Source organism: Dyadobacter arcticus (assembly GCF_011762185.1).
Lineage (GTDB): Bacteria > Bacteroidota > Bacteroidia > Cytophagales > Spirosomataceae > Dyadobacter > Dyadobacter arcticus.
The window spans coordinates 25,283-42,873 of record NZ_JAASQJ010000005.1 but is presented as its reverse complement, the minus strand read 5'-3'; the positions used below and the strand labels follow the sequence as shown (position 1 = coordinate 42,873).

The window sequence follows — 17,591 nt, the reverse complement described above, 5'->3', positions numbered from 1 at the left end:
TAAAAGTGACACATATTTAACCCTATGTTAATGTAGAGTTTATATTGGAAAAGTAGAAACGTGGAAAGGGACGCGTATTGCACTTTTTTACAGCATTGGGTCATCAATTTGCTAAAAAAATTCTATGCAGTATTTTAACCAAAGTGTAAAGATGCCGTTAGCCTATATACGTGATGTTAGAGTTATATAATTGGCATGTTTAAACTGCCATTTCATAAAGTGCGATACCAAGTTTTGTAAAGTATTACTGCACAAATAATCATGACAGTAATAGCCAATGCAGTTTGCGTTGGCATCAGTAAAACCAGGAACACAGGTATGGAAGTAAGTGCAGTTTGAGCAATGATCCCGATCATCACATTGAACATATCGAGACGGAAATTAGGGTTAGGTTTAAAGGCAGGATTATCTTTTCTGACTTCAATCTCAACTGTTTTCCAGAAACCCCAGGGGTTTATATTTTGATAAAATGCTTTCAATGTTTCCATATCTGTTGCCGGGGTTAATAATGATCCTGCAATAGCTCCGACTGTGGATATTAAAAGTATGAGGGGGAAATAATACAATGGTAATGTGTCTGGGAAGTGGTACGGACAGCACATTGCGCAAATGATTCCTGCCAGCATCCCTGCAAAAAAGCCATTACTATTGAACCTCCACCAATAAAATTTTAAAACATTGGAGGCAAGGTATCCTCCATATAGGGCTGATACAATCCATAACAAAGTGCTGTTTACATCTTTCACCAACAGACCGGTCACGATACTGATGGAAACTACAGCCAGGCCAATTAAATAAGTCACCCGGGAAATTTCTTTATTCTTTGCTTTCGGATTAACTGATTTCAGGTATACGTCATTGACGAGATAAGCCTGCGCTGCATTGAATGTTCCTGCAAATGAACTCATGAAAGCGCCCATGAGCCCGACTAATACCAGGCCCAGGAGGCCCGGAGGAATGTAATTATTTAAAATCGCAGGTAAAATGCGCTCAAAGTCCATTCCGTTAGGGCCTGTGATGTTAATCCGGTCAAAAAATAGAAGCCCAAGAACGGTTACACCGATAATCAAAAGGTATCGGGTTGGCAATAGGACGATGTTGACGATCATGCTCATTAATGCCGCATCTTTTGGGGATTTCGTGGAAAGGATTTTTTGCATATCATAGCTGGGCATTGGGCCAGCGAGACTTGCGAGAATGCCTTTCACAGTCATTAGTGCGAAGAAGAAACCAAATGGTGAAAACTTATCATCTATTATTTTTTGATTCACTTCTCGAATTTTCCCACTCCAGTCTACATTCAGATTTAGTCCAAAAAAGAGGTCCGTCCAACCTTTGGGAACGGGAAGTTTCGCGGCATTTTGCAATGCCAGCATCGCAATCACGGCTATTGAAACAGAAATGATCACCATAATGATGTAGTGAATAAAATCAGCCCAGACAATGCTTTTCATCCCACCTAGAAGAGAATAGAAGACGGTGAAAACAGTGAAAACAATGCCGTAAAAATCAGAAACATTTTCAGGTGCAATGTTAAATGGGACGTAAGGGCTGAGTACCCGCCAGGGGATAAAGATTTCAATGAATTTACCCAAACCTACAAAAGCATAGGTCATAAAGCTTAAACAGCTGATCAAGGCGAACACTATTATAATATGATGTGCCAATCGGGCTTGTCTCTGATTGCCGAAACGGGTAAGCATCCATTCTGCCCCAGTGGAGACATTAGACTTCCGCAGCCAGCCAGACATATAGACCATCATAAATATCTGATTGAAAACGGGCCAAAGCCAGGGAAGCCAAATGCTTTTTACGCCATACACAAACATAATCGATACCATCCAGGCGGTACCTGATATATCGAACATCCCGGAAGCATTTGAAATCCCGAGCATCCAAAAAGGGATGGACTTTCCTCCAAGCAGATAATCATTTTTGCTGCGCCCGGCCTGTTTTCTAAGAATAATTCCGACGAATAATACGAACAGTAGGTAGGCAATAATGACAAGGAAGTCAATTGGATTCAATTTCATAGAAGGATTTTGCAAATCGGCTCCTCAACGTTCTTGGGGTTTATTCATCAATTGATTTTAAGATACGCGGAATGAACAGATATTCGAGAAAGTGATATGCAAATTTTGTTATTAATTTTGATATAGGCATATGGTATATTATCTACCCTTTGTCGGCTTAGTAAACATATTCTCAACCTGGTAATTTATGAATGAAATTTACCGTGAAATTACTCCCCTCACTCAATACGACTGTTTTACTGTTTTCACACGAAGTAAAACCATTTTTGATTTTCCACTTCACACACACGAAGAATACGAGCTCAATCTCATTCTCTCCGGAAAAGGCGTTAAACGGATCATAGGAGACCATACGGAGATCATTGATGATGCAGAACTGGTATTGGTAGGAAATAACCTTCCGCACGGTTGGCTGACGCATTCGTATAAATGGGAAGAAGGCATGCCGGAGGTGCAAGAAATAACGGTCCAGTTTCACAGGGACTTATTCGATGACAAATTTCTCAAACGCAATCAGCTTTTTTTTGTAAGGTCACTTTTAGAGAAATCGGCAAAAGGGATTGCATTTTCAAGGGAAACCATCGAGCGCCTCATGCCCAGATTTCAGGCTTTGTCACAGAAAAGTGGTTTTGATTCGATTCTCGAACTAATGTCGATCTTGCATGATCTCTCGGTTTCCCGAAACATGCGTACGCTGTCGAACAGCACGTTTACGGATGAAAATGTTAATTTCAATAGCAGGCGCATTGAAAAGGTATTTGCCTATATGCGTGACAATTATGATAAGGAAATTAATCTAGCAGGTGTTGCCAAACTGGCCGGAATGTCGGAGGTGTCATTCAGCAGGTTTATCAAAAAGCGTACTGGTAAAACATTTATTGAAAGTTTGAATGAAATAAGACTTGGTCACGCCTCCAGATATCTGATTAATACGACCAACACGATTTCGGAGATTGCCTATAAATGTGGTTTCAACAATTTGTCGTACTTCAATCGGATTTTCAAGAATAAGAATGGATGTACACCCAAAGAATTTCGGGGCAATTATTCTGGGACAAGAACATTCGTTTGAAAAAGAAAAAGGTCAAAGCAAAGACTACAATCTCTGCTTTAACCTCTATATTTTAGGAATGTGACTGCTATACTTTAAGCATCCATCCAAAAACATCATCTACCTTGCCTGTGCGGAGGTCAGTCAGATATGTTTTTACTTTATTAACAAAGGAGTCTTCGAGGATTTCAGGAAGCGGATAGTCAACGCCTTCATAGGCGATCGTTGCGAACGGAGAAATTACCACGGCAGTACCCGCTCCAAAAGCGGCTTCCAGAGATCCATCTTTTAATCCGTCAATAATTTCTTTTACACTTACCCTTCGTTCCTCAACAGGAATTCCCCAATGCTGTGCGATGGCTACAATGCTTTTACGGGTTATTCCGTCGAGCGTCGTTTCTGATACATAAGGAGTTACTAATTTTTTATCAAGAAGGAACATAATATTCATTGTTCCTGACTCCTCGATATAAGCATGCTCACGTGCATCTGTCCAAATCAGCTGATCATATCCTTCTTGTTGTGCTAGTTTGGCTGGATAAAGGGAACCGGCATAATTACCAGCGCATTTTGTTGCGCCAACACCACCTTCTGCGGCACGAATAAAATGTGTTTCAACTTTCACGCGAGGAGGTTTAGCATAATAAGTGCCTACCGGGCTTGTGAAAATGATAAAGTAGTAAGAATCAGAAGGTTTAACACCGATATATGGATCAGTTGCGAACATATATGGGCGAATATATAAGGAGCATCCGGGCTGAGAAGGTACCCATCCTGCATCAAGACGAAGTAGCTCAGTAAGCCCGTTCATGAAAATTTCTTCAGGAATAGTCGGCATGCAAAGGCGCTCAGCGGATTTGTTCAGTCTTTTCCAATTATCAATAGCTCGGAAAAGAAGGACGTCGCCTTCTTCATTTTTGTAGGCTTTCATACCTTCAAAAATGGCTTGTCCATAATGCAATGCAGCGGTTGCAGGACTTAGTGATAGGTCGCCGTAAGGAATGATCCGCGAATCATTCCATTGACCGTCGCGGTATTCTGCGATAAACATATGGTCGGAGATGTTCCGTCCAAAAACCAGGTTGTTAAAATCAACCTCTTGCAGACGCGATTTACTTGTCTGCTGAACCTCAATTTGCAATGTGTCGGCTGTCATGATGCCAGGATTTTAATTTTCAAAAGCTATTAAAAAGGGAGTTGTCTCGATTTACCCGAGTCACGCAATTTAAAAAATTAAATCTGTAAATAATCGATATTTAGTATAACAATTATTTTTTTGAAGATACCCTGGGTTTCCATGTCACTTCTTCCACTTCCAACTCGTAAGTCATTGCACGACAAAGCATAAAGAGGTAGTCGGAAAGGCGGTTGAGATAGCGGATTACAATGGCTTCGACCTCTTCACCTTGTTGTAAATGGATCACAGCACGTTCGGCACGGCGGCAAACGGTGCGGGCAACATGGCCAAATGATACGGATTGATGACCTCCCGGGAGAACGAAAGCATTTAACGGAGGAATTTTCGCTTCAATAATATCCATTTCATTTTCCAAAAAAAGGATATCCTTTTCTTCCAAATCTGGCAATATTCGTTTTGTCTGCTCAGGTTCGGAAGCGAGATGAGAGCCTATTGTAAAAAGACGGTCCTGAATTTCCTTTAAAAAATCTCTGTGGTTTTCATTGACGTGCTGATCACGAAGCAGGCCAATGTAGCTATTCAATTCATCCACAGTTCCGTACGCTTCGATTCTTACGTGCGCCTTGCTTAGCCTGGTGCCGCCGATCAGGGACGTTGTTCCCTTATCTCCGGTCTTTGTGTAAATTTTCATTGCGGCTCATTTCGATCAGTTGTTGAATTGTGCAGGGCGATTTTTCCATAGTCAAAAACTCCCTTTCAATTTCTTCCATCTCCTCTTTAGTGTGACTATTTTTTATGACTGCAACAGTCTTAGTCTTTAATGTTTTCATAATACCGTCTTTTTGTTTGAGAATTTGCGGGCCAACAACTTATTGGTCTTATCCGTCTCTCGCCAATAGTAAAAATAACAAAACAAATAACTCCTGAACTGGATAATCCTACAGCATACCTTCTCTGCTCTCTCCCCACTTGTTTTTTCTCGACTGGCAATAAATTTGGGTCATAAAACACACTTTCGACATCTGATATCGTGTTTTTTCTTTCTGGATAATCCTCACAAACATGTTTTATATTATTCTGATCCCATTCAAATTCAATCATTGACTATTTAGTGTGTGTTGCAAAAAGGAGAGTAAGTCCCCAAAGTTAACGATTCTCAATTAGGTTTTAGAAACTCCCCAACCTAATTTTGCGGCCTGATTTACTATGGCGAAATAAAACCTTTCTGAGGTTACGAATTCATGAAAATTACAACTTTTGTCATCAAAGTTTGGCGCTGGATGTCTGTCTTGTTTGTTATTGGCGCGCTGCTTTGGACGTATTCTTTATTTCCGGACATGGTAGCAGTCGATTTCTCAAATACCGGTCTGGCAGAAAGATATGTTGATAAGGAGCATATTTTTTACATCATCATGGCGCTCTTCCTGCTTAATAATGTCATCATTGCTGCCTTTGCAAAACACGTTCCGAAGATAGATGCAGACCACCTTCCAATCCTCAAAAAAAAGGTCTGGTCGCATCATCGCGAGGAACTGAATGAGCATTTAACAAACTGGCTTTTTTGCCTTGTCGCTGTTATCAATACCATTATCGGATTCAGCCTTTTTGCCTTGGCAACCATTAACAGTACACAATACAAGCTGGATGTTTTCGATTTCTCCTGGCTGTATTATGTGGGTTTAGCGTTGATCATCTTTGTTTTTGCACTTCCGATACGCTTGCTATGGCCCCCGGTTCCCGAAGATAAATTGTAAGATTTGAAGCGGATGGACTCAGGATCTCTTAATCTTCGCGATTATACATATGAATTGCCTGACGATTGCGTTGCGCATTATCCATTAACTCAGCGGGATTCATCCAAGTTGTTAGTGTATAAAAACGGGGGCATTACTCACCAGCATTTCACGGATTTACCTTCAAATCTTCCCAACAATGCTCTTCTTGTCTTCAATGATACAAAGGTAATTCCGGCCCGTGCCTATTTTAAAAAGGATACCGGGGCGATTATCGAGATTTTACTATTGCATCCGGAGCTTCCAACGCGCATCATTAACGAAGCCATGCTGGTGAAGCATCAATGTGTTTGGGAGTGCATGATCGGTAACAAAAAGCGCTGGAAACAGAATGATGAATTAAAAGCGATCATTGAAGTTGTTAGCGAACAGGTAGACCTCACTGCTACTTATGCTGATTATGACCGTAACCACGTTCAATTGACCTGGTCGGGCGAATTCAGTTTTTTAGAAATTGTGACAGCGCTCGGCGAGATTCCGCTGCCGCCTTATCTCAATAGGGATTTGGAAGAACAGGACAAACAGACTTATCAGACCGTTTATGCAGATCACGACGGGGCGGTTGCTGCACCGACTGCTGGATTACATTTTACTCAAAACACCTTTAACGAACTTGATATCAGGGGTATCAGGAAGTCTTTCTTAACATTACACGTCGGTGCAGGCACCTTCCTTCCTATAAAAGTTGAATCCATTACCGAGCATAAAATGCATTCAGAGCAAATCGTTTTTCCTAAAAAATTGATCACTGAATTGCTTCTACACCCGGAGATGATTGTTTCTGTTGGCACAACGTCCTTGCGCTCTCTGGAAAGTTTGTATTGGTTTGGAGTTAAGTTATTAAAACAGGAAAAGACTGAATTTTGGATCGAAAAATTATATCCCTACCAATTCAATAGTGTGGATTTGCCGACGGCTGAGCAATCCCTTTCCGCAATAGTTCAATTTATGGATGCTAACCACCTGGATCAGCTTATCGGGGAGACTGAAATTTTCATTTTTCCAGGATATAAATTCCGGATATGTAAAGGCTTGATCACCAACTATCACCAGCCGGGCTCCACGCTGATTCTGTTGGTTGCAGCATTTGTGGGGGAGGATTGGAAAAAGATTTATAAAGAGGCGCTTGAAAAAAAATATCGGTTTTTGAGCTATGGAGACAGTTCCCTGCTTTGGCTCGGCACCGAAGGGTAATCGAATTATGATTGTTTCAAGCAATCCCGTAATTTGCTTCCTTCACGTAAACACTCTACACACATGGGACTAGCACAAATGGCAGGATCAAAGTATACCGTACCCGAATACCTCGAAATGGAGGAACAAAGTGAAATCCGTCATGAGTATTATGACGGAGAGATTTTTGCTATGGCTGGTACGACTATGAACCACAATAGAATTGTGGGGCGATTGCGTAATCTTTTAGAAAGAAGATTTTTGCCAAGTGGCTGCGATGTTTTTGCTGAAAATGTAAAAGTCGAGGCAATCAAAGGGATGTATTATCCTTATCCAGATCTTGTAGTAACATGTGCCCCTGACGACATTGCAGGAACATACATTGTCAAGCAGCCCACTATCCTTGTCGAAGTTTTGTCAAAATCCTCAGCAGTTTATGATAGAGGATTTAAATTGTTGAGGTATAAGCGGATAGAATCGCTGGAATATTATCTTCTTGTTTCTCAAAATGAATTTGTTGTCGAGCTGTACACACGCACAGATCAACGAGATGTCTGGACTTTCCAAACCTATGAAAGCCCTTCCGATGTTATTCAATTCGAAAAGCTGGGCTTTGAAATCGCCGTTTCTTCGATCTACGAAAACATTGTTTTCATTCCCGACGAGGAGCCGATATAGCACGCGTCATTTCACGCCAATAACCGAGCTTTTCTCCGAAACCCCGTTTTCATTAAAGGCCTCAATTGCGAAGTAGTAGGGAACACCAACGTTCAATGCCCTCAGTTCAAATGTGTTGGGCTCATCATTCCAGAATTGGTAGGTCTGATAAAGCTTATCCGGTGCAATGCCCCAAAGTACATTATAACCAGTCGCACCAGAGACTTTCTCCCACTTCAAATCAGCATTACGTGAGTCTTTTTGACGGATCGCTGCGAATGTTTTCGGTGTTTGCGGCACTTTTCCAAAACCATTTCCAAAAACCCGGAACTCGCTGATTGCCAAAATAGGCGAGGCGACATAGATATGCTCATAACGCACATAACGCGCACGAACAGGATTTGCCAGTTCAATGTAGGCACAGGGCCGGTCCCGTTTAGGCTCCTGCGAAAGGTCACTTGCCAAGTCCCATTTCTTGCCATCTTTTGAAGTTAATATCTTAAATTGGGTATAAACCTTTTCCGGCTTGTTGTCAAAGATGTCCGTTTTGTAATCGGTGTAATTGATTTGTACCGCTTTTATCTCCTGTTCGGTTTCAAGGTCAATCGTTAATGTTTCTCCCGGTTTATTTTGTTTCGCTGCCCAGAATGTCCTTGGATTTTCATCCGTAATCCTGCTTGCCGCTGTGGTATCTAATGTAGATGAGGCAATTGCAGGTTTTTTATAGGAAAGTAACATCCAGCCTGTAAACAGTCCGTCGCCTTTTCCCTGCCAGGTATTGGTAGTCATTTTGTGCGGAAAATCTCCAAAACGCGTATTGGAAAACATTTGGCCGTCCTTGTCAAATCCGGCGGGATACATGACAATTCTTCGCTCCATTGCCCAATTCAGGCCAATCCAGGTTGTACCCGTGTTCCAGTAATTTCCAAAATTGTCCTGAAATGTGTTGCCATGCCCAGCCCCTGTCGCAAAACCGCCTGGCTTGTAGGAAACCGGGTTGTAGGGAGCATAAGTAAAAGGTCCCAGCGGAGCATTGCCAACATATGTACCATTAGCATAAACATTGTATTCCGTGCCAGGTGCGCCGTATTGCAGGTAATATTTCCCCTTATGTTTGGTCATCCAGGCCCCTTCCGTAAATGGTTTGAAAGGATCCGAGTGATTTGGGCCAAAACGTTCCCAGCCATGTTCGTATTGATTGAGCCAAAACATGGCCTGGTACTGACCTTTAAATGCAAGCCTTTTCGAATAGTCCAGCTCAGCGCCGAAAATGGGGTAAACATTGGATGAGCCCCAATACATATACCATTTGTCGGTATCCGGATCGTGGAAAAGCGCAGGGTCCCAGGGCCCGATGTCCTTAGGGAGACGAGGCGTCCAACGATTATAAAATTCCCAAATTCCTTTTTCAGGAGCGACGGAATAAAGTATTGGGCGAGATTCAAATGTGGATTGAAAAAGAAAGAGCGTATCGCGAACAGAAACAGCAGCCGGGGCGCACATATCCTCGAAAGGCCAGCGATTTGCGGTCAGGTATTTCCAATGGATAAGGTCCTTGGAGTGCCAGTATCCCCCAGAAATGGTTACAAACATGAAATACTCGCTATTGCCGCCCACTTTGTGATTAATAATCACCGGATCGGCTCCTGATCGGTAGCTAATTTTGTCATTCAGTTGCTCAAAGTTGTATTTGTAATCGATATCCATCGGATTACAATAGGTTGTTTGCGCTTGTGCTGTATGAATCCCTACTATAAATAAGGTGAAGCAAATGAACATCTTCAAATGCCTTTCAGTGGTTCTGCTGATGATATGATGCATAAAAATCTTTTAATCCTGCTAAAATAGACAGATTTGAGATAATAAATGACGCGGATTTTCAAAACATACCAGGTTAGCAAAGTTTTAAAAGCGATAACATTTACCTTTGCGCTTCGATTTTGAAATTAGTAATTGAATAACAAATGACGATTGATTTTATCGAGGAACTGCGGTGGCGTGGTATGCTTCATGCTATGATGCCAGGTACCAATGAGCAGCTGAATAAGGAAATGACGTCCGGCTACATTGGTTTCGATCCGACCGCCTCTTCACTCCACATTGGAAATCTTGCCACCATTATGCTGTTAGTTCATTTCCAACGGGCTGGACATAAACCTTTTGCTTTGGTAGGTGGCGCGACAGGGATGATTGGTGATCCTTCGTTTAAAGCTTCTGAACGTTCATTCCTTGATGAAGATACTTTGCGTTTCAATCAGGAAGGTATCCGCAAACAATTGCAGCAATTCCTGGATTTCGAATGCGGCGAGAATTCTGCGGAAATGGTCAATAATTACGACTGGTTCAAGGATATAGGATTTTTGCAGTTTCTCAGAGAGGCTGGTAAGTTTCTCAGCGTCAACTACATGATGTCAAAAGATTCAGTCAAAAAGCGGCTGGAGACAGGAATATCCTTTACTGAATTTTCGTATCAACTTTTGCAGGGCTACGATTTCTATCATTTATATAAAAACAAAAACGTCCGGCTGCAAATGGGCGGCTCTGACCAATGGGGCAACATAACGACCGGAACTGAAATTATCCGTCGCAAAGAAGGTGATGAAGAAGGTTATTTCAAAGCATATGCATTAACCACGCCGCTTTTGACTAAATCGGATGGTTCTAAATTTGGTAAGAGCGAGGGAGGAAATATCTGGCTGGATGCTGAAAAAACGTCGCCTTATGAGTTTTACCAGTTCTGGTTAAATCAGAGCGATGAAGATTTGCCGAGATATCTGCGTGTTTTTTCTTTAAAAACGAGAGCAGAAATTGAAGCATTGGAAGCTGGTCATGCCGTTGAGCCGCATTTGCGAATTATGCAAAAAGCTTTGGCATCAGAGCTTACGTCACGCATACATTCAGAAAAAGCATATCAATTGGTTCTAAAAGCGTCCGAGGTTTTGTTTGGAAAAGCAACTTTAGAAACTTTGCAAAGCATTGAAGAAGATGAGTTCGACACGATCTTCACTGGTGTTCCGCAAACTGAAATTACGGTTCATGAATGGAGCGAATGTCCCAATGTTACAGACCTGATTTCAACTGTAACGCGCTCGGAGATTTATGCTTCAAAAGGGGAGGCGAGACGTGCCATTCAACAGAACGCGGTAAGTGTTAACAAAATAAAAGTTACGTCAGCTGAACAATCGCTGAGCGATTTTTCGCTTTTGCAGAATCGGTTTTTGTTGATTTCTAAAGGGAAGAAGAATCATTTGATAAAGGTTGAATAAGCATTATAGTCAAGCCTCTAAAAAATAATGCTTCGGGGGCTTGACTGTTTTTCATACAAAATATTATCTTTGAATGTCAAAGTCATTTAATTCAATTGAAGAGGCGTTTGCCTGGTATTTGGAAAACATTTACAAAAACTTACCACCTGACGAGAAGAAGGGTGAGTTGGTGATGGCTTGGCGCAATTTCACTCATAAACAGGGTATCTCTCAAAAAAGAATGATTTCAATTTTAAAGCGATTCGGATTTGACGTCAATATTTCTGTGACGTATAAAAAATAATTTTTTTGCCCGTATTTGTATGAAAAACATAAACAGTTTTTAACTATAACCACTATCCAAATGATCATCAACTCGAGTGCAAGAGACGGCCAAAATCCCATGTCAGAAGCAGAAGCCCAAATGTTAAGGCTGCAACATGAAGTGGTGAGTGATTTTTTTAAAAGGGACGGTAGCGAAGAAATAGTGAATTCGCTAAATACTATGATCGAAGCTTTTCTTTTTACAGAGAATATGGAAGATGTTGCACCTGAAATGCGCGTGCACATTGCGAATAATCTTCGCGTAGTCACATTGATTACAAAGCTGGGCCAGACGAGGATAAGGTGGTAATTGAACAATGAACTCGATCAAACTTTGGTCGAGTTTATTGTTCAGCGTATCCAATCGAGCAGTTGAATGTGGTTGAGATTTTTGAAATCACGCGTATTATGCGTGATTAGCGTGAGATCATGTACTATTGCAGTAGCTCCAATCAAAATGTCAAAATCTGCTACCGGTCTACCATTTCTCCTTAAATGAGCCTTCTGCTTTCCAAATTCATGCAGTGCGTCGCCAATCGAAATTATTCTTTCCCAAAACAGCGTTTCCAGCCAGTTAAAGCGATCTCGATTTTTATCACGCTGGTTCGGTGCACTGTTTTCAATGCCGAACAATAACTCTGCTAATGTGATTTCCGAAAGATAACAGCACTCAGCTCCGACGTCACTGATTTTTTCTTTGACGTCATATTCGTTTTTGAGCAAGTGTACGCAGATATTGGTGTCGAGTAAGTATAAACTCATAGCTCGACATCTCTATTCCCGCTAAGTCGGGAATTGCGAATCATCTCATTGATCTCATCACCTGTTTCTGGGCCTTCCCAGCTTCCGGCGACTTTGTCAAGTAATGCTAATGATTCGGCTTTTGAGAGGCGTTTTTGATGTGTTTCTTTGGTGCTAAGTCCAAGGCGCTCAGCGAGTTCTTTTACCAGCGCAAAGTCTGCTTCATTCTTCGCTTCAATTGTGAGAGTATGTGTCATAACGTGCTATTAGTGTCTGTATAACTTAGAAATGATTTCGAATTTACTTAAATCTGGTAAATTCTAATAATTGAGATCGGCAATCTTGGTAGTTTAAATTTCCGTCAACGTAAACTGCTAACCCTCAACTCTTCCCCGAAAACGTATTCAAAACCGGCGCAGCCGTCGGATTATACTGATAAGACTGCCAGGTATGATCCTCGTAAATCTCCACAATGCGGTAGCCTTTGTATGTGGTGCCCCAGTTTCCCCCGAAGTGGCCGTCGAAGAAGTAAGGTTTTTTGCCGTAGATTTTGGTGCTGTCCTGGTCGTGGTCGTGGCCGTTGAAAATGGCTTTTACATTGGGTGTTTTTTCAAATAATTCGATTACTTCCTTGCAATCGATTCCATTGACAGTCCATTTGGCTGGGGTAATGTGGAGGAAAACGAAAATGCCTTTCTTTTCGCTGTATTTGGCGATTTCATTTTTCAGCCAGGTCGCGTCAGGACAAACATATTCTCCTTTTTCATTGGAAGTATCGCCAATTACAAATGCATACTCACCTTTTGCAAAACTGTGATTGGTAGGATAACCCCACGTGCTCTGCCAAACATCCAGGCCAACCTTATCGTGATTTCCGCGACTGACGTAAAATGGTACGCTCAGGTTTGAAATGGTATTTTTGAAATCGTAAAGCAACGTCGGATCATCGTGGATCAGGTCGCCATTGAAGAATAAAAAATCAACCCCTTTCTGTAACTTTTCCCTGTTCACCCAACTGATCAAATCCGAATGAAAGGTTTTAAAATCCGTGTCAGGTTGCCCATAATGACCGTCAGAGGCCACGATAAAGCGCATCGAGATTTTTGCTGGAGTCGAATCGGGTTCAGGTTTTTGGAGGAAACTTAGTCCCGGTAATGCAGGCAAAAGTTTAAGAAAAGACCTTCTTTGGAAATTCATTGCGGTAAGGTTTCGTGGTGTAGGTTAGGGGCGTTTATTATTTCAAAAATAGCTATTCATCACTGATATTTTCTTTATTCTTGCGTGTCATAAAGAATATTTAATATAAAATAACAATCCATGGATCGGCTTATCCTGCAAAAAGCGGCTTCTTATTGTGCCTACCAGGAACGGACGCAGGACGAAGTCCGGCTGCGCTTGAAGAAGTGGAATGTGTGGGGAGATGAAGCAGATGAGCTGATCGCTGAGCTCATTTCAATGAATTACCTGAGCGAAGAGCGGTTTGCGAAAACTTACGTGGGCGGCAAGTTCCGGATTAAAAATTGGGGGCGGATGAAAATCCGGCAGGAATTGCAGCGAAGGGGACTAAGCAGCTACAGCATTGAAAAAGGAATGAATGAAATAGAGGATAAGGCTTATGTTGAAGGACTTAAAGTGCTTCTGGAAAAGAAGAAAAACCTGCTTGTTAAGATTGAGGCGGATCCCCTTAGGCTGAAACAAAAGTTGGTGCGGTTTGCGCTGGGGAAAGGGTATGAAAGTGAGCTGGTCTGGCGGGAATTGGAAAATGTACTATCATCCTGAGCTTGCATTGTCATGCTGAGCGGAGTCGAAGCTCGGTGCTGGCAAGTAACGCCCTTCGACTCCGCTCAGGGTGACAATAAATTAAAAATCCGAATCAAACGAAATTTTATGCCCCGAATCCTTATCCTTTACGCCGCTCATTACACCGGCTTTCTGATACTCTCCAACGCGTTTTTCGAAGAAATTGGTTTTGCCAGGAAGTGAGATCAATTCCATGAAATCGAAGGGGTTAGCGGATCCGAATTGCTTTTCGCATCCTAATCTTTCAAGCCAGAAATCGGCGATGTATTCGATATATTGTTTCATCAGTTCGGCGTTCATGCCAATGAGTGAAACCGGCAGTGCCTCGGTGATGAATTCTTTCTCGATTTCAACGGCGTCCAGCATAATCTCGATTACTCTTGCAGGGTCAAGCTGGTTAGCGATATGCCTAGTATAAAGTAAACAAGCAAATTCACAATGCAAGCCTTCGTCTCTGGAAATCAATTCATTAGAGAAAGAAAGTCCGGGCATTAAGCCGCGTTTTTTCAACCAGAATATGGAACAGAAAGAACCGGAGAAGAAAATTCCCTCCACTGCTGCAAACGCAATGATCCTTTCCGCAAATACCGGACTGTTAATCCATTTCAATGCCCATTCTGCCTTTTTACCAACGCATGGGACGGTTTCGATTGCGCGGAGCAAATGGTCTTTTTCAGAAGGGTCCTTGATATAAGTATCGATCAGCAGCGAGTAAGTTTCCGAGTGGATGTTTTCCATTGCAATCTGGAACCCATAAAAACATTTGGCCTCAGCATATTGTACTTCACTAAGAAAGTTAACCGCCAAATTTTCATTCACAATGCCATCCGAGGCAGCAAAAAAGGCAAGTATATGGGAAATAAAATGCCGTTCTCCATCCGACAGATTATCCCAATCCTTCATATCCTGTGATAAATCTATCTCTTCGGCTGTCCAGAAAGAAGCTTCGTGGCGCTTGTACATTTCCCAGATATCGGAATGCTTGATGGGAAATAATACGAACCGCAATGGATCTTCGATCAACAGGGGTTCCTGTCTAATGAGTTCTGGAGACATAGTTAATTTGTGTATTTACGGGGATCTGAGTAATATGATAAAACTTAAACCTGACTGAGAAAGCCAGTTTCGAAGGAAGACAAATCTACATGCTTTGAGGCGAAAACTCAAGGGGAAAAGGATCAATTTGCCACGGTTGTTTAGAGAAATTCTTGTTGGGAAACACTTAACTTTGTTGCTTCCAACACATTAAATACCCTGAAAAAAGATCACGATCAGGGTTATAAAATTCTTCGCTGTTTTGAAAATTTCAGGGTTTACGATTATAAGAAATGCGGTTTTAAATGACTATCCGATCGTCGAGGCAATCACGTCGATCCTTCCGGTCGTGGATGAAATGTTGGTGAGCGTGGGTTACAGTGAAGACAATACGCTTGAATTGATCCGATCTATTAAGTCGGAAAAAATCAGGATTGTAGAGTCGGAGTGGGATTTGTCGCTAAGAGCTGGAGGTAAGGTACTTGCCGTTGAAACGGATAAGGCTTTGCGACAAATTTCACCCGATACGGATTGGGCTTTTTATATTCAGGGTGATGAAGTAGTACATGAAAAATACCATGAAGCTATCATTGAATCCTGTAAACAGCATGTTGATAACCAGGAGGTTGAAGGGCTTCTTTTTGATTATCTGCACTTTTATGGTACTTATGATTATGTGGGTGATAGCCGCAAATGGTACCGCAGGGAAATCCGCATCATCAGAAATGAAAATAAGACAGGTAAGCATGAAATATTCGCTTTTCGGGATGCCCAAGGTTTTCGGAAAGGACATACTAAGCTGAATGTCAAGCATTCAGGTGCAGCTGTGTATCATTATGGCTGGGTAAAAAATCCTGCCCAGATGAAAACGAAGATGAAGAATGTCAGCCGTTTCTGGAATGATGATACGGAATGGGAGAAAATCCTGAAATCGGAGGATATTTTTAATTATGGTGAATTCGATTCAATCAAGAAGTTTGAAGGCACACACCCCGCGGTGATGCGTGACAGGATCATGAAGCAAAATTGGAAAGTGGAATTGGACATCTCCAAAAAGAAATTCAGGTTTAAAGATGCCTTGCTGTATTGGTTTGAAAAAAGAACAGGCAGGCGGCTCTTCGAATTTCGTAATTATAGATTTATTTAGGCCTCATGTACTCAATGCCCAACATATTAAAAAGGACATTATTTGGCATACTAGCAGCTTTCCTTCTCTTAACTCTTCTCACCTACTTTTACCGATATCCGACCGGCGATGATGCCTGGTTTGGCGAACAGTCGTATTGGCTCGAGAAAACAGGTATCATTAGATCTGAGTTTTTTAGAGGGCTCTTGGGTTGGGAACGTCAGATTTTGGTAAGCCACAAACTTTTTCTGTTTTTCGGTGCCATGATGATCCGGATCTTCGGGTATCACCTGCCCGTGCTGCAATTTACAGGATTCATCTTCTTCTGCATTCTGGTATTTGAGTTGCTTATTTATGTAAAAAAGAGAGAGCAAAGTTTGTGGGTCTGGTACTTACCCGCTTTTTTGATCCTAATTTTTGCCAACCGGCTTTTGGTAAAAATGAGTTTTGAAAATCGTCCGGAAATGATGCTGGCTGCATTGGGCTTTGGGTCATTTTTGTTGTTAAACGGAGAAAATAAGCGGTTACCTAAAACTATTCTGGCTGGTATCCTGGCAGGGATGACCTTCCTCTGCCATCTTAATGGGGCTATATTTCTGGTTGCCGGATTTGTTACCCTACTATACACGCGGCATGACAAACATGCAATAGCATTTGCGATTGCTGGTAGCTTTACAATTGTGTTTTATTGGATTGATGTTGTGCAGGCGCAGGTGGGTTTTGCGACCTGGTACTACCAATTCAGCAACGATCCGGCTACGCAGGATGCATTGGGGTGGTATTCCAAATTGATTCAGTTGGTCACTTATCCACGGTTGTTCTTTCATTCTCCCGAACAGATCGCACCTTCTCTGCTGCTCACATTCATGCTCTGGCATCAGCGGAAATACCTGGCAATGCTTCCTGTTAAACTGAGGATTTACTCTCTCACTTTGTTCTTATCTTTTTGGCTGATTACCAAGGCAAACGGGGCATTATATCTGACTTTTTTTATGCCATTCATGATTGTGCTGATTTATGAGTTGTATAAAATCAGGCCCTTCGAGAATTTGGCATTGAAAGTGATCTTGGCTGCATATTTGGTCGTAGGAGCTTTTGGAATGATACAGATCATTCAAAGGAATTTTACTATGGAATATTTACCGTTTTCTTATAAAAGGCTAAGGCCAGAAATCGACAACAAGCAGACGGGATTTGTGCCATTAACATTCTTTTTTAATGAATATGAAGAATATCCGAGACTGCTAACCCACGAAAATTACAAGTTGCAGTCGAAGAAAAAAGGGATGACAACCGCTAAAATGGCCAATTGGGCCCATAACAATGGAGCTGACTTTATTGTAATGGACTACAAGTTCAGGCCGGAGCCCTATTACCCAAAGGCAGGTGTAAAAACCATTCCTTTCTATAAGCTAGCTTTCTTCGACGGCCGATTTGCTATTTACAAACGATGATGTGGTCAAATGTAGTCGTGA

Annotated in this window: 19 protein-coding genes; 10 read left to right on the top strand and 9 right to left on the bottom strand. The window is 41.8% G+C overall.

Going from position 1 to position 17,591, the window contains the following annotated elements; translation table 11 throughout:
* Positions 1–212: 212 nt before the first annotated feature.
* Positions 213–2,033, bottom strand: a complete 1,821-nt coding sequence (locus FHS68_RS21695; RefSeq protein ID WP_167274852.1) for a sodium:solute symporter family protein — start codon at positions 2,031–2,033, stop codon at positions 213–215.
* A gap of 187 nt (positions 2,034–2,220) precedes the next feature.
* Between FHS68_RS21695 and FHS68_RS21690 the strand changes: the two genes are divergently transcribed.
* Complete coding sequence (locus FHS68_RS21690) at positions 2,221–3,105, top strand: AraC family transcriptional regulator (protein ID WP_167274849.1); 885 nt, start codon at positions 2,221–2,223, stop codon at positions 3,103–3,105.
* Between the two features lie 67 nt (positions 3,106–3,172).
* Here FHS68_RS21690 and FHS68_RS21685 read toward each other — a convergent pair whose 3' ends face one another.
* The 3 genes from FHS68_RS21685 to FHS68_RS26860 form a co-directional block, all read right to left on the bottom strand.
* On the bottom strand, positions 3,173–4,240 hold the full coding sequence (locus FHS68_RS21685) for a branched-chain amino acid aminotransferase (protein ID WP_167274846.1): 1,068 nt from the start codon (positions 4,238–4,240) through the stop codon (positions 3,173–3,175).
* A 112-nt stretch (positions 4,241–4,352) separates the two neighbouring features.
* Positions 4,353–4,913 carry a cob(I)yrinic acid a,c-diamide adenosyltransferase gene (locus FHS68_RS21680; protein ID WP_167274844.1) on the bottom strand — a complete coding sequence of 187 codons (561 nt, stop codon included), beginning with the start codon at positions 4,911–4,913 and terminating at the stop codon, positions 4,353–4,355.
* Between the two features lie 119 nt (positions 4,914–5,032).
* Positions 5,033–5,323 carry a BrnT family toxin gene (locus tag FHS68_RS26860; RefSeq protein WP_167274841.1) on the bottom strand — a complete coding sequence of 97 codons (291 nt, stop codon included), beginning with the start codon at positions 5,321–5,323 and terminating at the stop codon, positions 5,033–5,035.
* Between the two features lie 140 nt (positions 5,324–5,463).
* Here FHS68_RS26860 and FHS68_RS21670 point away from each other — a divergent pair, with 140 nt between their 5' ends.
* The 3 genes from FHS68_RS21670 (at position 5,464) to FHS68_RS21660 (ending at position 7,866) form a co-directional block, all read left to right on the top strand.
* On the top strand, positions 5,464–5,976 hold the full coding sequence (locus FHS68_RS21670; RefSeq protein ID WP_167274838.1) for a hypothetical protein: 513 nt from the start codon (positions 5,464–5,466) through the stop codon (positions 5,974–5,976).
* A gap of 12 nt (positions 5,977–5,988) precedes the next feature.
* Positions 5,989–7,209, top strand: a complete 1,221-nt coding sequence (locus FHS68_RS21665) for an S-adenosylmethionine:tRNA ribosyltransferase-isomerase (protein WP_167274835.1) — start codon at positions 5,989–5,991, stop codon at positions 7,207–7,209.
* 63 nt (positions 7,210–7,272) lie between these two features.
* Positions 7,273–7,866, top strand: coding sequence for a Uma2 family endonuclease (locus FHS68_RS21660; RefSeq protein ID WP_167274833.1), 594 nt, complete (start codon positions 7,273–7,275; stop codon positions 7,864–7,866).
* Positions 7,867–7,872: 6 nt separating this feature from the next.
* Here the strand turns inward: FHS68_RS21660 and FHS68_RS21655 are convergent, their stop codons facing one another.
* A complete protein-coding gene (locus FHS68_RS21655; protein WP_229212016.1) occupies positions 7,873–9,552 on the bottom strand; it encodes a discoidin domain-containing protein in 1,680 nt (559 codons plus the stop codon).
* 263 nt (positions 9,553–9,815) lie between these two features.
* Here FHS68_RS21655 and tyrS point away from each other — a divergent pair, with 263 nt between their 5' ends.
* The 3 genes from tyrS to FHS68_RS21640 all read left to right on the top strand — a co-directional run bounded on the left by tyrS (position 9,816) and on the right by FHS68_RS21640 (position 11,724).
* Positions 9,816–11,111: a tyrosine--tRNA ligase gene (tyrS, locus tag FHS68_RS21650; RefSeq protein ID WP_167275815.1), complete on the top strand. Its 1,296-nt coding sequence runs from the start codon at positions 9,816–9,818 to the stop codon at positions 11,109–11,111.
* A gap of 73 nt (positions 11,112–11,184) precedes the next feature.
* Positions 11,185–11,394, top strand: a complete 210-nt coding sequence (locus tag FHS68_RS21645) for a hypothetical protein (protein ID WP_167274830.1) — start codon at positions 11,185–11,187, stop codon at positions 11,392–11,394.
* A 60-nt stretch (positions 11,395–11,454) separates the two neighbouring features.
* Positions 11,455–11,724 (top strand): hypothetical protein, encoded by a 270-nt coding sequence (locus tag FHS68_RS21640; protein ID WP_167274828.1) that lies wholly within the window; start codon positions 11,455–11,457, stop codon positions 11,722–11,724.
* Positions 11,725–11,765: 41 nt separating this feature from the next.
* Here the strand turns inward: FHS68_RS21640 and FHS68_RS21635 are convergent, their stop codons facing one another.
* The 3 genes from FHS68_RS21635 to FHS68_RS21625 all read right to left on the bottom strand — a co-directional run bounded on the left by FHS68_RS21635 (position 11,766) and on the right by FHS68_RS21625 (position 13,352).
* Positions 11,766–12,176: a PIN domain-containing protein gene (locus FHS68_RS21635; RefSeq protein ID WP_167274825.1), complete on the bottom strand. Its 411-nt coding sequence runs from the start codon at positions 12,174–12,176 to the stop codon at positions 11,766–11,768.
* Positions 12,173–12,412: a hypothetical protein gene (locus tag FHS68_RS21630; protein ID WP_167274823.1), complete on the bottom strand. Its 240-nt coding sequence runs from the start codon at positions 12,410–12,412 to the stop codon at positions 12,173–12,175. The genes FHS68_RS21635 and FHS68_RS21630 overlap by 4 nt, the downstream gene beginning before the upstream one ends.
* 124 nt (positions 12,413–12,536) lie before the next feature.
* On the bottom strand, positions 12,537–13,352 hold the full coding sequence (locus FHS68_RS21625) for a metallophosphoesterase family protein (protein WP_167274820.1): 816 nt from the start codon (positions 13,350–13,352) through the stop codon (positions 12,537–12,539).
* A gap of 120 nt (positions 13,353–13,472) precedes the next feature.
* Between FHS68_RS21625 and FHS68_RS21620 the strand changes: the two genes are divergently transcribed.
* Positions 13,473–13,934, top strand: a complete 462-nt coding sequence (locus FHS68_RS21620; RefSeq protein WP_167274817.1) for a regulatory protein RecX — start codon at positions 13,473–13,475, stop codon at positions 13,932–13,934.
* An 81-nt stretch (positions 13,935–14,015) separates the two neighbouring features.
* Here FHS68_RS21620 and FHS68_RS21615 read toward each other — a convergent pair whose 3' ends face one another.
* Positions 14,016–15,011, bottom strand: a complete 996-nt coding sequence (locus FHS68_RS21615; protein ID WP_167274815.1) for a ribonucleoside-diphosphate reductase small subunit — start codon at positions 15,009–15,011, stop codon at positions 14,016–14,018.
* A gap of 241 nt (positions 15,012–15,252) precedes the next feature.
* Between FHS68_RS21615 and FHS68_RS21610 the strand changes: the two genes are divergently transcribed.
* Both FHS68_RS21610 and FHS68_RS21605 read left to right on the top strand, forming a co-directional pair.
* Positions 15,253–16,137 carry a glycosyltransferase family protein gene (locus FHS68_RS21610; protein WP_167274812.1) on the top strand — a complete coding sequence of 295 codons (885 nt, stop codon included), beginning with the start codon at positions 15,253–15,255 and terminating at the stop codon, positions 16,135–16,137.
* 14 nt (positions 16,138–16,151) lie between these two features.
* Positions 16,152–17,570, top strand: a complete 1,419-nt coding sequence (locus FHS68_RS21605; protein WP_167274809.1) for a hypothetical protein — start codon at positions 16,152–16,154, stop codon at positions 17,568–17,570.
* The last annotated feature ends 21 nt before the right edge of the window (positions 17,571–17,591 follow it).

What these genes read in the sequence shown, in the direction of transcription:
- FHS68_RS21695 (WP_167274852.1), bottom strand. Translation starts at nt 2,033, where the DNA reads ATGAAATTGAATCCAATTGACTTCCTTGTCATTATTGCCTACCTACTG.
- FHS68_RS21690 (WP_167274849.1), top strand. Translation starts at nt 2,221, where the DNA reads ATGAATGAAATTTACCGTGAAATTACTCCCCTCACTCAATACGACTGT.
- FHS68_RS21685 (WP_167274846.1), bottom strand. Translation starts at nt 4,240, where the DNA reads ATGACAGCCGACACATTGCAAATTGAGGTTCAGCAGACAAGTAAATCG.
- FHS68_RS21680 (WP_167274844.1), bottom strand. Translation starts at nt 4,913, where the DNA reads ATGAAAATTTACACAAAGACCGGAGATAAGGGAACAACGTCCCTGATC.
- FHS68_RS26860 (WP_167274841.1), bottom strand. Translation starts at nt 5,323, where the DNA reads ATGATTGAATTTGAATGGGATCAGAATAATATAAAACATGTTTGTGAG.
- FHS68_RS21670 (WP_167274838.1), top strand. Translation starts at nt 5,464, where the DNA reads ATGAAAATTACAACTTTTGTCATCAAAGTTTGGCGCTGGATGTCTGTC.
- FHS68_RS21665 (WP_167274835.1), top strand. Translation starts at nt 5,989, where the DNA reads ATGGACTCAGGATCTCTTAATCTTCGCGATTATACATATGAATTGCCT.
- FHS68_RS21660 (WP_167274833.1), top strand. Translation starts at nt 7,273, where the DNA reads ATGGGACTAGCACAAATGGCAGGATCAAAGTATACCGTACCCGAATAC.
- FHS68_RS21655 (WP_229212016.1), bottom strand. Translation starts at nt 9,552, where the DNA reads ATGGATATCGATTACAAATACAACTTTGAGCAACTGAATGACAAAATT.
- FHS68_RS21645 (WP_167274830.1), top strand. Translation starts at nt 11,185, where the DNA reads ATGTCAAAGTCATTTAATTCAATTGAAGAGGCGTTTGCCTGGTATTTG.
- FHS68_RS21640 (WP_167274828.1), top strand. Translation starts at nt 11,455, where the DNA reads ATGATCATCAACTCGAGTGCAAGAGACGGCCAAAATCCCATGTCAGAA.
- FHS68_RS21635 (WP_167274825.1), bottom strand. Translation starts at nt 12,176, where the DNA reads ATGAGTTTATACTTACTCGACACCAATATCTGCGTACACTTGCTCAAA.
- FHS68_RS21630 (WP_167274823.1), bottom strand. Translation starts at nt 12,412, where the DNA reads ATGACACATACTCTCACAATTGAAGCGAAGAATGAAGCAGACTTTGCG.
- FHS68_RS21625 (WP_167274820.1), bottom strand. Translation starts at nt 13,352, where the DNA reads ATGAATTTCCAAAGAAGGTCTTTTCTTAAACTTTTGCCTGCATTACCG.
- FHS68_RS21620 (WP_167274817.1), top strand. Translation starts at nt 13,473, where the DNA reads ATGGATCGGCTTATCCTGCAAAAAGCGGCTTCTTATTGTGCCTACCAG.
- FHS68_RS21615 (WP_167274815.1), bottom strand. Translation starts at nt 15,011, where the DNA reads ATGTCTCCAGAACTCATTAGACAGGAACCCCTGTTGATCGAAGATCCA.
- FHS68_RS21605 (WP_167274809.1), top strand. Translation starts at nt 16,152, where the DNA reads ATGCCCAACATATTAAAAAGGACATTATTTGGCATACTAGCAGCTTTC.